12 protein-coding genes are annotated in these 12,982 nt (G+C 67.6%); 5 read left to right on the top strand and 7 right to left on the bottom strand.

Annotation, left to right across the window (positions count from 1 at the left end):
- Positions 1-5: 5 nt before the first annotated feature.
- Positions 6-1,034, bottom strand: coding sequence for an aromatic ring-hydroxylating dioxygenase subunit alpha (locus AC57B5_RS10955; RefSeq protein ID WP_496399509.1), 1,029 nt, complete (start codon positions 1,032-1,034; stop codon positions 6-8).
- 116 nt (positions 1,035-1,150) lie between these two features.
- On the opposite strand from AC57B5_RS10955, the gene AC57B5_RS10950 reads away from it, so the two are divergent.
- The gene (locus AC57B5_RS10950; protein WP_496399508.1) at positions 1,151-1,933 is read left to right on the top strand and encodes a TetR family transcriptional regulator; all 783 of its coding nucleotides are present in this window, start codon (positions 1,151-1,153) and stop codon (positions 1,931-1,933) included.
- Here the strand turns inward: AC57B5_RS10950 and AC57B5_RS10945 are convergent.
- Positions 1,924-3,003 carry a porin gene (locus AC57B5_RS10945; protein ID WP_496399507.1) on the bottom strand — a complete coding sequence of 360 codons (1,080 nt, stop codon included), beginning with the start codon at positions 3,001-3,003 and terminating at the stop codon, positions 1,924-1,926. The two genes, AC57B5_RS10950 and AC57B5_RS10945, sit on opposite strands and share 10 nt — an antisense overlap.
- Positions 3,004-3,345: 342 nt before the next feature.
- Here AC57B5_RS10945 and AC57B5_RS10940 point away from each other — a divergent pair, with 342 nt between their 5' ends.
- Positions 3,346-4,680, top strand: a complete 1,335-nt coding sequence (locus AC57B5_RS10940) for an MFS transporter (protein WP_486703788.1) — start codon at positions 3,346-3,348, stop codon at positions 4,678-4,680.
- Between the two features lie 19 nt (positions 4,681-4,699).
- On the opposite strand, the gene gorA is transcribed toward AC57B5_RS10940, so the two are convergent.
- Entirely contained in the window at positions 4,700-6,049 is a 1,350-nt protein-coding gene (gene gorA / locus AC57B5_RS10935; RefSeq protein WP_496399506.1) for a glutathione-disulfide reductase, read from the bottom strand.
- A gap of 112 nt (positions 6,050-6,161) precedes the next feature.
- Complete coding sequence (locus AC57B5_RS10930; RefSeq protein WP_238002763.1) at positions 6,162-7,748, bottom strand: alkaline phosphatase D family protein; 1,587 nt, start codon at positions 7,746-7,748, stop codon at positions 6,162-6,164.
- A gap of 203 nt (positions 7,749-7,951) precedes the next feature.
- On the opposite strand from AC57B5_RS10930, the gene AC57B5_RS10925 reads away from it, so the two are divergent.
- Together AC57B5_RS10925 and AC57B5_RS10920 are read left to right on the top strand one after the other, a co-directional pair.
- Positions 7,952-9,196 carry a helix-turn-helix domain-containing protein gene (locus tag AC57B5_RS10925; protein WP_496399505.1) on the top strand — a complete coding sequence of 415 codons (1,245 nt, stop codon included), beginning with the start codon at positions 7,952-7,954 and terminating at the stop codon, positions 9,194-9,196.
- A 32-nt stretch (positions 9,197-9,228) separates the two neighbouring features.
- Positions 9,229-9,885: a Vgb family protein gene (locus AC57B5_RS10920; protein ID WP_319075099.1), complete on the top strand. Its 657-nt coding sequence runs from the start codon at positions 9,229-9,231 to the stop codon at positions 9,883-9,885.
- A gap of 3 nt (positions 9,886-9,888) precedes the next feature.
- On the opposite strand, the gene AC57B5_RS10915 is transcribed toward AC57B5_RS10920, so the two are convergent.
- Positions 9,889-10,977 carry a tartrate dehydrogenase gene (locus AC57B5_RS10915; RefSeq protein ID WP_496399504.1) on the bottom strand — a complete coding sequence of 363 codons (1,089 nt, stop codon included), beginning with the start codon at positions 10,975-10,977 and terminating at the stop codon, positions 9,889-9,891.
- 130 nt (positions 10,978-11,107) lie between these two features.
- On the opposite strand from AC57B5_RS10915, the gene AC57B5_RS10910 reads away from it, so the two are divergent.
- Complete coding sequence (locus AC57B5_RS10910; protein ID WP_170962064.1) at positions 11,108-12,022, top strand: LysR substrate-binding domain-containing protein; 915 nt, start codon at positions 11,108-11,110, stop codon at positions 12,020-12,022.
- A gap of 25 nt (positions 12,023-12,047) precedes the next feature.
- Here AC57B5_RS10910 and AC57B5_RS10905 read toward each other — a convergent pair whose 3' ends face one another.
- Both AC57B5_RS10905 and rpsU read right to left on the bottom strand, forming a co-directional pair.
- Positions 12,048-12,494, bottom strand: a complete 447-nt coding sequence (locus AC57B5_RS10905) for a GatB/YqeY domain-containing protein (RefSeq protein WP_012204282.1) — start codon at positions 12,492-12,494, stop codon at positions 12,048-12,050.
- A gap of 122 nt (positions 12,495-12,616) precedes the next feature.
- A complete protein-coding gene (gene rpsU, locus AC57B5_RS10900; protein ID WP_012204283.1) occupies positions 12,617-12,829 on the bottom strand; it encodes a 30S ribosomal protein S21 in 213 nt (70 codons plus the stop codon).
- Between the last annotated feature and the right edge of the window lie 153 nt (positions 12,830-12,982).

Here is a 12,982-nt window from a genome sequence, read left to right as displayed (position 1 = left end):
GCCCCTCAGCCGCCCGTGGGCGCGCCCTCGATCATGCGGTCCACCATGCGGCGCATGCGCCGGGGGGCCGCATCGATGGCGATCTTGATGGTCTTGCGCGTGGCAAAGCGCTTTTCGTTGCGCTCTATGGCTTCGAGGATGGCCTTGTCCTCGGCGAAGGCTACGCGGAAGTCGGCAGAGAGGGCCGCATTGGTGTCGGCATCGGCCGTGAAGTTCTTGACGTGCAGCCAGTGGTCGATGGAGGTGTTCCGGTCCACGGGCGTCATGAAGTGGCAGGCATAGATCTGCATGCAGTTGTCGCGCCGGCCCTCGGGGGCGCCCGTGCCCGTGGCGGCACTGCCGAAGTCGATGATGGCGATGCTGGGCGCGTGGTAGTGGTAGTAGTGCCAGCGGTCCACGTTGCCGCTGAAATTGCCGTACTTGGCGAACAGCGGAATGGCCGGCGCATCGATGATCCAGCGCCAGGTGACGATGCGGCCGTCCAGCTCCTCGTGGTGCACGGGGATGTCCTCGCTGGCCGCGTTGCCCAGCGTGCTCAGGTGCACGAAGCTCACATGGGCCGGATCGCAGAGGTTGTCGGCCAGGTTCAGGTAGTTGGCCTGGATGCGCAGCGCATCGCCTTCGACGGCGCTCCACGCCGGGTCGTGGTACTGGGGCAGGTCGAACACCGGCACGCTGTCGGCGCGCGAGGGATCGCCCATCCAGATCCAGACCAGGCCCATGTTCTCCTTGACCGGATAGGTGGTCACCACGGCGTTGCCCGGGATCATGTACTGGCCCGGCACGCGCGTGCAGCGGCCGCTGCAGTCGAAGGTCAGGCCGTGGTAGCCGCATTCGATGGCATCGCCCTTGAGCTTGCCCATGGACAGCGGCAGCAGGCGGTGGGGGCAGGCGTCCTCCATGGCCACGACGGCGCCGGCCTCGGTGCGGTAGAGCACCACGTCGCGTTCGACGATGCGGTGCGCCGACAGCTGGCGGCCCACGTTGCGCGACCAGGTCAGCGGGTACCAGGTATCGAGTACATAGGTTTCCATGGGGACTCTCCTTGTTGAGTGTTCACTCAATTTTGTTTGAGTGAACACTCAATTTCAATATGGCGTTTTTCCCTAGAATGGCCGACGCAACGCCCCCTTCACCTGACGCCGCGCCCATGACCACTGATCCCGAGGAAGTTCCCGCCACCCCGAAGCGCAAGGCTGCGCCCGCCAGGAAAGCCGCTGCGAAGTCGGCCCCTTCCAAGGCCCCTTCCAAGGCGTCTGCCAAGGCGTCTGCGGGGCGCAAGCGGACTGCCAAGACCGGCAAGACGACCAAGGAGGCCATCTTGCTGGCGGCCGAGATCGAGTTCGCCAGAAGTGGCTACGACGGCGCCAGCGTGCAGCGCATCGGCAAGCAGGCCAAGTGCTACGAGAGCCTTCTCTACTACCACTACGGCAGCAAGGACAAGCTGTTCGCCGCCGTGCTGGAGAACGCCTACCGCAAGCTGGTGGAGGCCGAGGCGAAGCTGGTGGTGGACTTCGACGATCCGCGCGCGGCGCTGGAGGCCGTGGTGCGCTTCATGTGGCGCTACTACCAGGAGCACCCGGAGCTGATCTTCCTGCTCAACACCGAAAACCTGCTCAAGGGCAAGCACCTGAAGAAGGCCTCGGGCATACGCGACTTCTTTCCCAACGCCATCACGCTGCTGCGCAAGGCCGTGGAATCGGGGATGGCCCAGGGCCTGTTCCGTCCCGATGTGCACATCGACGATCTCTACATCACGGTCATGGGACTGGGCTACTTCTACCTCTCCAACCGCCACACGCTGAGCGCCTTCTTCGACAAGGAGCTGCTGCAGCAGGCCGAGCTGCAGCGCTGGGGCGACCACATGGTGGAGACGGTGTTGCGCGTGGTGCAGCAGCCACCGGCCCAGCCCCAGCCCAGGACTCAGAAATAGTGACGCAGGCCCAGGCCCCAGGTCTGGCCGCTGCCGGCGCCCGTGCCCGTGATGCGGTCGTGCAGGCTGTTGAGGTAGATGTCCGTGCGCTTGGACAGGGGGTAGTCATAGCCCACGGCCCAGGTGTTGCGCCTGGCGTCTTCGGCGCCCGAGGTGCGCGCATGGCCATATGAGGCCAGCACGGCGCCCGGGCCTGCGGGAATGGACAGGCCGAACTGGCCGCTGTTCCTGCGGCGGTCCGCGCCGGCCACGGTGTCGGCCAGCCGCTGGTATTGGGCGAACAGCTTGACCATGCCCAGATCGTAGGAGCCGCCCAGCAGCCAGGCGCTCTGGCGGTCAAAGCCGGTGGCGGTAGCGGTGGTGGCGGCATTGGGATAGGCCACGCTCTGGTAGGCGAGGGCGGCGGCGAATGCGCCGCCCGCATAGCTGAGGCTGGCGCCGTACTTGTCCGCATCGCGGCGCTGGGATGCGGGCGTGCCGGCCGGCGGCTCGAACGAATACTGCAGCCGTGCCGTGAATCCGCCCCAGGACGGGCTGGTGTAGAGCAGGCTGTCGCTCCAGCCCGAGTCGCCCCGCAGCGGCGCGGCGGCCGTGCCGTTGGGCCCGAAGCTGTGCAGCACCGCGGGTGAGAACGAAAAGGACCCTGCATACGGGTTGAAGGCGATGGTGGCCAGCCAGTAGGGCGTGGTGTTGCGCCCCAGTTGCAGCGTGCCCCAGCCGCTGCTCAGCCCCACATAGGCGCTGCGCGCAAAGAAGGCGTCATTGGCAAAACGCCCTTCGGCGCCGCTGTCCGCGCGGTAGAAGGCCTCCAGTGCAAACACGGCCTTCAATCCAGAACCCAGGTCCTCCGTTCCGCGCAAGGCCCAGAAATTCGTCTGCATGCCGCCTGGCGTGAGCACGCCCGTGCCTTTGTCCGCGCCCAGCGGGCGCGAGAACCCCGCGAAGGCATCGATCTGACCCTGCAGCGTGACCTGCGCGCCCGCCGGCAGCGGGGCGATGGCATGGAGCAGGGCAAGTGCCGGGGTGGCCAGGGCAATGGCGTGTCCTGTCCTTGATTGCAGTCTGGGCATGGGTTGTCTCCTCGGTTCTGATCACGGATTTCATTCCGCAGATTCGGGGTTTTGAAGCGTATGCACTTGAATTGAGTCGTGTTCACTACAAAGGAGCACCAAGGCATTGCGTGAGTTGACGCCCCTTGTTTCCCTTGCGTACAGGGATTTTTGTGCGACTTGATCGATGATGGCTATCGGGAAACTACTTGATTTGTTTTTGACTATCGTGCGTAGCATTGAGCGTAGGCACTTGAAATTTCCACTGCAGACAGATGTTTCCGCCGGATCCGGCTGCAGTGCGCCAACGCGGCGACGCAGGGCCATGAACGGTGGCAATGGTCAACACAGCAATGAGCTGAAATGTCAGTTCACAGCAATGCAGGCATTGGCGGTATGCAGGGGCAGGGGGTCCATTTGCGGGAGCAGGAGAAGGAGCAGCGGCAGCTGTACGGGCGCGTGACGTGGCGGCTCGTGCCCTTCTTCTGCCTGTGCTACCTGGCCGCCTATCTGGACCGCATCAACGTGGGGCTGGCCAAGCTGCAGATGCAGCAGGACCTGGGCTTCAGCGAGACGGTCTACGGCCTGGGTGCGGGCCTGTTCTTCGTGGGCTACATCCTCTTCGAGGTGCCCAGCAACCTGGTGCTGGCGCGCATGGGCGCGCGGCTGTGGATCGCGCGGATCATGATCACCTGGGGCCTGATCTCGGGCGCGACCATGTTCGTGAGCACGCCCATGCAGTTCTATGTGCTGCGCTTTCTGCTGGGTGTGGCCGAGGCGGGGTTCTTTCCCGGCGTCATGCTGTACCTGACCTACTGGTATCCCACGCGCATGCGCAGCAAGATCATGGCACTGTTCCTGATCGGCCTGCCGCTGGCCAGCCTGGTCGGGGCGCCGCTGTCGGGCTGGATCATGACGGCCTTTGCCGGCGTGCGTGGCCATGCGGGCTGGCAGTGGCTGTTCTTCCTGGAGGCGATTCCCTCGGTGGTGCTGGGCCTGCTGGTCTTCGTCTACCTGCCCAACAGCATCGAGTCGGCCAAATGGCTGTCGCCGCGCGACAAGGGCGTGCTGCGCGCCAACCTCGACAGCGACAGGCTGGCCGAGTCCCACCATTCGCTGTGGGCGGCGTTGTCCAGCGGCCGGGTCTGGCTGCTGGGCCTGATCGACCTGAGCCTGATGATGTCCACCTATGCCATCAGCTTCTGGCTACCCACCATCATCCGCGAGGCCGGGGTCAGGAGCACGGCCGAGATCGGCCTGCTCACGGCCGTTCCCAATGCCTTTGCCATCGCTGCGCTGCTGCTCAACGGCATCAGCTCCGACCGGCGCCGCGAGCGGCGCTGGCACATCGTGCTGCCGGCACTGGCGGGCGCGGCCGCCATGGCGCTGAGCACGCTGTACACCGGCCATGTGTTCGCCACCGTGCTGCTGTTCTCTCTGGCGACGGCGGGCATCATGGCAGCCTTTCCCGTGTTCTGGTGCCTGCCCGCCACGTTCCTGACGGGGCCGGCGGCGGCCGCAGGCATTGCGCTGATCGCCTCCATTGCCAACCTGGGAGGCTTTGCGGCCACCTATTTACTGGGCTGGCTCAAGGATCTCACGCACTCGTCGAGCGCAGGCCTGCTGCTGTTCGCCGCCTGCCTGGTGGCCGGCAGCCTCTTGACGCTGGCCCTGCCCAAGGCCGTGGTCAACCGCTGAGGTCAGCCTGTGCGCCTGTTCAGCGCATGGTCACGAACTCCTCGGCCGCCGTGGGGTGGATGGCCACGGTGTCGTCGAAGTCGCGCTTGGTGGCGCCCATCTTCAGGGCCACGGCAAAGCCCTGCAGCATCTCGTCCATCCCCAGGCCGATGCCGTGTATGCCCACGATGCGTTCCTCTGGGCCCACGCAGACCAGCTTCATGCGCGCGGGCTGGCGGTGGCGCGTGACTGCCGTGTACATGGCGGTGAAGGCCGATTGGTAGACCTTGACCTGATCGTCGCCAAAGCGCTCGCGTGCCTGCGGCTCGGTCAGGCCCACGGTGCCGATGGGTGGGTGGCTGAAGACCACGGTGGGTACGTTGTCGTAGTCCAGGTGCTCGCCGGTCTTGCCGTTGAACAGGCGCTCGGACAGGCGCCGGCCGGCGGCCACGGCCACGGGCGTGAGTTCGATGCGGCCCGTGATGTCGCCCACGGCGTGGATGCCGGGCACATTGGTGTCCTGGAACTTGTCCACCTCGATGTGGCCGCTGTCCTGCAGCGCCACGCCTGCGGCCTCCAGGTTCAGGCCCGAGGTGTCGGGCCTGCGGCCCACGGCCCAGACCACGCAGTCCACGGTGTGGCTGCTGCCGTCCTGCAGTTGCAGGTCCAGGCTGCCGTCTGCGTTGCGGACCACGGCCTTCGGGGTGGCCTGGCGGTGCACGGCGGGGCCTTCGGCCTCCATGATCTCCATCAGGGTCTGGCTCAGCAGCGGATCGAACCCGCGCAGTGCCGAGTTCTGGCGCAGGAACAGATGGGTCTGCGATCCCAGCGCGTGCAGCACGCCGGCAATCTCCACGGCGATATAGCCGGCACCCACCACGGCCGTGCGCGCAGGCAGGGCCTTGAGGGCGAAGAAGCCGTCCGAGTCGATGCCCAGCTCGGCGCCCGGAATGTCGGGCCGTGCCGGGCGCGTGCCCGTGGCGATGAGGATGTGATCGGCACTGAGCCGCTGGCCGCCCACCTCCACGGTGCGTGCATCCACGAAGCGGCCAAAGCCCTGGATCAGCTCGACCTTGTTGCGCGCCAGGCCGCTTTCATACGAGGCATGGATGCGGTCGATGTAGGCGCTGCGGCTGTCCAGCAGGCGCTGCCAGTCCAGGCGGTCGACGGTGGCATCCCAGCCGTAGTCGGGGCCGTAGCGGTGCATGGCCTCGCCGATCTGGGCCGCATGCCACATGACCTTCTTGGGCACGCAGCCCACGTTGACGCAGGTGCCGCCGATCTCGCCGGCTTCGATCAGCGCGCAGTGGCGCCCGTGCATGGCGGCGCGGTTGGCCGATGCAATGCCGCCGCTGCCGCCGCCGATGACGATGTAGTCGTAGTGCTTCATGGAGATTCCGTGCTGTGTCTGAGCGGCCCGAATGCCGCAGCCGGCCATCTTGCCCTGTTCGCCGGCCAGGGGCCTGCGGCGGGGGCAATGCCGTGATCTCCAGGCGGCAGGCTCAGCTGCGCTGCGGCTCCAGCGTCTTCGTGTACAGCGCCTTGCCGTCCAGGTCCTTGAGCACCACGGTCAGCGCCTGGCTGCGGTGGTCTATGTCGAGCTGGCCGAAGAACTGGAAGCCTTCGCTGGGCGCGGAGTTGGCGTGGCCCGCGCTTTTCTGGAACACGACTTCGCCGCCAAAGGTCTTGTCCATCTCGTTGGGGCCGAAGCCGCCCGCATTCAGCGGACCGGAGACGAATTCCCAGAACGGGTCGAAGTCCTGGAAGCTGGCGCGCTCGGGGCTGAAATGGTGGGCGGCCGTGTAGTGCACGTCGGCCGTGAGCCAGACCACGTTGCGGATGCCCGCATCCTTGATGCCCTTGAGCAGGCGCGCCATCTCCAACTCGCGGCCCCGGGGCGCGCCGTGCTCGCCATTGGCCACGGCCTCCCACTGGGCGCGGCCTTCGGCATCCTTGCCGTCGGGCACGAAGAGGCTGATGGGCATGTCGCTGGCGATCAGCTTCCAGGTGGCGCGGCTGCGCTTGAGGCCGTCCAGCAGCCACTGCACCTGGGGGCGGCCCAGCATGTCGGTGTCCGGGCCTTCGGCCGCCTGCAGGTTGTGGCTGTTGGGGCCGCGGTGGCTGCGCATGTCGATCACGAAGATGTCGGCCAGCGGGCCCTGGGGCAGGCGGCGGTACAGGCGCTGGTGCATGGCCGCACCGAAGGGACGCATGGGCGCGTATTCCATGAAGGCGCGCTGGCCGCGCGCCGCCAGCAGCTGCACGTTCTTTTCGGTGTAGCGCGCGTCGTTGGCCACGCTCTTGCTGTCCGAGTAGTTGTTGGTGACCTCGTGGTCGTCCCACTGCCAGATCTGGGCGACCTCGCTGCCCAGGGCGCGCACGTTGGCGTCCATGAGGTTGTAGCGGTGGCGGCCCCGGAATTCGTCCAGCGTCTCGGCCACCTTGGCGACCTCGGGCGTGACCAGGTTCTTCCACAGCGTGCCGTCGCGCAGCTTCATCTGCGCGGCGATGGGGCCGTCGGCATAGATGGTGTCGCCGCTGTGCAGGAACACGTCGGGGTCGGTCCTGCGCATGGCCTCGTAGATGCGCATGCCGCCAAAGGCCTCGTTGATGCCGAAGCCCTGGCCTGCGGTGTCGCCGCTCCACACCAGGCGCAGCGGCCGCGTGGCGGGCATGCCCGCCGCCAGCGGCGTGCGAAAGTGCCCCTGCACGGCGGGCGAGCGCACATTGGCGCTGGCAAAGTCCTCCAGCACCACGCGGTAGAAGATGTCCTGGCCCGCAGGCAGGCCCTGCAGGTCGATGCGGCCCGTGCCGTCGCTGCTGTCCATCAGCAGATCAGGCCCGCGCACGCGCGTGGGGTTGGCAAAGCCGGAGGTGGTGGACCATTCGATCCACATGCGCGCATCGCGGCTGGCGCGCGCCCAGACGATGGCGCGGTCAGCCAGCACATCGCCGCTTTGCAGGCCCGAGGGCAGCAGCGGCCGCGCCGCGTCGCGCGTGATGGCGGCGGGGGCCACCTGGGCCTGGAGGATGGAGGGCAGCAGCGAGCCGCCAGCGGCGGACAGCAGAAGATGGCGGCGGAGCATCATGGCGGGGGAGTGGGCGTGGCAAAGCGTTTGGCAGGGCGTTTGGCAGGGCGTTTGGCAGGGCGTTTGGCAGGGCGTTTGGCAGGGCGTTTGGCAGGGCGTTTGGCGACCCAGCCTAGCGCCCACCGATGACCGGGCCGTGACCGTGCGTTGGCCCGGGATGGATTGCAGGCACAGCCGTGCCGCACACGATGGATGGGATGGGCATGGATTCTCTGATCACGGCGGCGGCCCGTGCGCTCGCGGTTGGCGACCCCCTTGGTGCGCTGAACCGGGTGGCGCTGCGCGACGATGCGCCCGCGCTGGCACTGCGTGGCATCGCCATGGCGCAACTGGGCGATCTGGTACGGGCCCGGGCCTTGCTGCGCAGCGCTGCGCGCGCCTTCGGCACCCATGAGGCCGTGGCCCGCGCCCGCTGCGTAGTGGCCGAGGCCGAGATTGCACTGGCCCTGCGCGAGCTGGCATGGCCGGCCCGCAGGTTGGTTGCGGCGCGGGCGGTGCTGCAGGCGCATGGCGATGCTGTGAACGCCGCGCATGCAGGCTATCTGGAAATACGCCGGTGCCTGCTGCTGGGCCGGCTGGGCGAGGCCGAGGGTCTGCTGGGCGGACTGCGGCCCGCGCTGCTGCCTGCCGCCTTGCAGGCGTTCCATGCCCTGGCCCTGGCGGGTATCGCCATGCGCCGATTGGACATCCGTGCGGCGCACGGTGCGCTGGCCGATGCCGCGCAGGCGGCCGGCGCCGCCGGCATTGCAGCACTGGCCGCCGAGGTGGGGCAGGCCGCCCAGGCCCTGCACGCGCCTGCTGCGGTGCTGCTGGAGCGGGAGCCGGCCGGACCGCAGGCTCAGAAGCTGCTGTCGCTGGATGAGGCCGGGACCCTGCTGGCTTCGGGCGCGCTGGTGGTGGATGCCTGCCGCCATGCGGTGCGCGCCGGAGCGGTGGCGGTCTCGCTGGCGGGGCGCCCGGTGCTGTTTGCGCTGGCGCGCGCGCTGGGCGAGGCCTGGCCCGGCGATGTCTCACGCGAGGCGCTGGTGGCGCAGGTATTTCGCGCCCGGCAGGCCGATGAGTCGTACCGTGCGCGTCTGCGTGTCGAGATCGGCCGCCTGCGCCGCCTGCTGCGGCCGCTGGCCGAAGTTCACGCCACGCCCCTGGGATTTGTGCTGGCGCCCCGGCAGGCCCGGGTGGCCGTGCTGGCACGGCCCGTGGAAGGTGCGCCGGGCGTGCTGTGCGGGCCGGTGCTGGCGCTGCTCTCCGATGGCGAGGCCTGGGCCAGTTCGGCGCTGGCCCTGGCACTGGGCGCGAGCCAGCGCAGCGTCCAGAGGACCCTGGAGGCGCTGGAGCGCGACGCGCTGGCGCAGCCCGTGGGCCGGGGGCGCGCCCGCCGCTGGGTGGCCCGGCCTGCGCCGGGATTCACGACGACTTTGTTACTCCCCGCTGTGCTGCCGGCTGGCTAGCATGGGCCGACCAACGCAACCAGGAGTTCAGCATGAAGACAGAAGCTGCAGAAATCATCCGCGAGTACGGTCCCTTTCCCGGCATCGATTGCGTGCACGGGGTGTCCTACGACGGCAGCCAGGTCTGGTTCGCCACCGGCACCCAATTGCAGGCGCTGGACCCCGACAGCGGCCGGATCGTGCGCAGCATCCCTGTGCCGGGCGATGCCGGCACGGCCTTCGATGGCCGGCATCTGTTCCAGATCGCCAATGACCGTATCCAGAAGATCGACCTGTCCACCGGCCATGTGCTGGCCACCATTCCTGCACCCGGGGGCGGCGGCGATGCCGGCGATTCGGGAATGGCCTGGGCCGAGGGCTCGCTGTGGGTGGGCCAGTACCACGGCCGCAAGATCCATCAGATCGATCCCGACACCGGGGCGGTGCTGCGCACCCTGCAGGCCAACCGCTTCGTCACCGGCGTCACCTGGGTGGACGGCCAGTTGTGGCACGGCACCTGGGAAGAGGGCCAGAGCGATCTGCGGCGCCTGGACCCGGACAGCGGTGCCGTGCTGCAGCGGCTGGAGATGCCGGCCGGCACCGGCGTGTCGGGGCTGGAGTCCGACGGCGGCGACCGCTTCTTCTGCGGCGGCGGAGAAAGCGGCCGCATCAGGGCCGTGCGCCGGCCCCGGCAGGCGCAGCAGCCCTGAGGCCTACCTGCCCGCGATCTGTGCCGCGATGGCCTGGCCCACTTCGGTGGTGCTGGCCGTGCCGCCCAGGTCGGGCGTGCGGGGGCCGTTCTTGATGACTTCCTCGATGGCCGAGACGATGGCGTCGTGCGCCGCGCGGCCTGCGCCCTGGCCGTGGGTCAGGAAGTCCAGCATCAGCGCTGCCGACCAGACCATGGCGATGGGGTTGGCGATGTTCTTGCCGTAGATGTCGGGCGCCGAGCCGTGCACGGGCTCGAACAGGCTGGGGAAGCTGCGGTCGGGGTTGAGGTTGGCCGAGGGGGCCAGGCCGATGGTGCCCGTGGTGGCCGGGCCCAGGTCGCTGAGGATGTCGCCGAACAGGTTGGTGGCGGCCACCACGTCGAAGCGGCCCGGCTGCAGCACGAAGCGCGCGGTCAGGATGTCGATGTGCTGCTTGTCCAGCGTGACGTCCGGGTAGGCCTTGGCCACGTCCTCGGCGCGCTGGTCCCACCAGGGCATGCTGATGGCGATGCCGTTGCTCTTGGTGGCCAGGGTGACGTGCTTGCGCTCGCGGCTTTGGGCCAGGTCGAAGGCGTACTTGAGCAGGCGCTCGGCACCCTTGCGCGAGTAGACCGATTCCTGGATCACGATTTCGCGGTCCGTGCCCTCGTACATGATGCCGCCCAGCGAGGTGTATTCGCCTTCGGTGTTCTCGCGCACCACGTAGTAGTCGATGTCGCCGGGCTTGCGGCCGGCCAGCGGGCAGGGCACGCCCTCGAACAGGCGCACGGGGCGCAGGTTGATGTACTGGTCGAACTCGCGGCGGAACTTGAGCAGCGAGCCCCACAGCGAGACATGGTCGGGCACGGTGGCGGGCCAGCCCACGGCACCGAAGAAGATGGCGTCCATGCCGCAGAGCTGCGCCTTCCAGTCGTCGGGCATCATTTTTCTGTGGGCCAGGTAGTAGTCGCAGTGGGCCCAGTCGAAATGGTGGAATTCGAGCTTGATCGCAAAGCGGCTGGCGGCGGCCTCCAGCGTGCGCAGGCCTTCGGGCATGACTTCCTTGCCAATGCCGTCACCGGCGATGACGGCGATCTTGAATGTGTCTTGCATGGTGTCTGTCCTTGGATCGAATGGATGGATATGAAGCGGCGCCGCTGAAAGCCTGGCCGCATGCATGGCATTGTTGGCTGCGCCAGGGCTAAATACAATCGGCCAACTGTGGTTCCATTGTTTACAGATCGTGAATAAACAACCGGCTCCCGAAGACCTGCGTGTCTTCACCGTGGTGGCCCGCAAATCCGGCTTTGCCGCTGCGGCCGAGGAATTGGGTGCATCGCCCGCCTATGTGAGCAAGCGCATCCGCCTGCTGGAGCAGGAGTTGGGCGTGAAGCTGCTGCACCGCACCACGCGCCGCGTGGCCGTGACCGAGGAGGGCGAGCGCGTATTCCACTGGGCGCAGCGCATCCTCGACGACATGGACCAGCTGATGCAGGAGGTGGCCATCACGCGCAGCGAGCCGCGCGGCCTGCTGCGCGTGAGCAGCAGCTTCGGCTTCGGGCGGCATGTGATCGCGCCGGCGCTGTCCCGGCTGGTGGAGCGCCATCCGGGGCTGCAGGTGCGGCTGGATGTGTTCGACCGGCTGGTGGATGTGGCGGGGGAGGGCTTCGATCTGGATGTGCGCGTGGGCGACGAGATCGCGCCCCACCTGATTGCGCGGCGGCTGGCCGACAACCACCGCGTGCTGTGCGCGGCGCCTGCCTACCTGGCGCGCCGTGGCACGCCGCGCACGCCGGCCGAGCTGTCGGCCCATGACTGCCTGGCCATCAAGGAGCGCGACCAGGCCTTTGGCGTGTGGCGGCTGCGCGCGGGCGCCGCCGAGCAATCGGTGAAGGTCACGGGGCCGCTGTCGGCCAACAACGGGGAGATGGTGGTGCAGTGGGCCGTGGACGGGCGCGGCATTGCGCTGCGCTCGTTGTGGGATGTGGGCGCCCATCTGCAGGCCGGGCGCCTGGTGCAGCTGCTGCCCGAATGGCGGCAGGAGGCCAATGTCTGGGCGGTCTATCCGACGCGGCTGCAGCTGTCGGCCAAGGTGCGGGTGTGTGTCGAATTCCTGCAGGAGCACTTTCAGCAGGAATGGGCGGCCGCAGCGTCCTGAAAAGGGCGCGGCTGCCGCAGCAGGCTCAACCTGCCAGGGCGGCCTTGACGGCAGCGGACACCTGGCCCATGTCGGCCTTGCCAGCCAGTTGCGCCTTGACCGCGCCCATGACCTTGCCCATGTCGCCGGGGCCGGAGGCGCCCAGCTCGGCCACGATGGCCTTCACGGCGGTGGCCACTTCCTCGGCCGACATGCGTGCGGGCAGGTAGGCGGTCAGCACGGCCATTTCGGCCTTTTCCTTGTCGGCCAGGTCCTGGCGGCCCGCGCCCTCGAAGGCGGCGATGCTGTCCTTGCGCTGCTTGATCAGCTTGTCCACGATGGCGATGACGGCGGCGTCGTCGAGCTCGACGCGCTCATCGACTTCCTTTTGCTTCATCGCGGCCAGCAGCAGGCGGATGGTGCCCAGGCGTTCGCTGTCCTTGGCGCGCATGGCGGTCTTCATGTCTTCGGTGATCTGGGCCTTGAGGCTCATGGCATTTCTCCTGAGGTAGTGGCGTCGGAAAACAAAAACCAAAAAACAAAAACAAAAAACCCGCGCCTGGCGTCCCGAGCGCGGGTTTTGCGGCTGACGAGAGCCGGCTGGTCAAGGGCTGATCAGTACAGCTTCTTGGGCAGCTGCATGCTGCGAACGCGCTTGTAGTGACGCTTGACGGCGGCAGCCTTCTTGCGCTTGCGTTCGGATGTGGGCTTCTCGTAGAACTCGCGAGCGCGCAGGTCGGTCAGCAGGCCGAGCTTTTCGATGGTGCGCTTGAAGCGGCGCAGGGCAACTTCATAGGGCTCGTTTTCTTTTACGCGGATGGTGGTCATTAGCTAGATTTCCAGATATCTGTGCTGACAGCGGGTTCTCGGGAAGATCGGGCCTGAGAGCCATGTTCAGCGGTTGGTCCCCGTCAATAGTTAACTAGTATTGGCCGACGGGGCAATTGCCAGCAAAGCGGGCGATTATACGCGAGACGAAAG

This window comes from Delftia sp. BGA-UO-ETr-SB1 (assembly GCF_059567865.1).
This window is presented reverse-complemented; position numbering and strand designations above follow the sequence as displayed.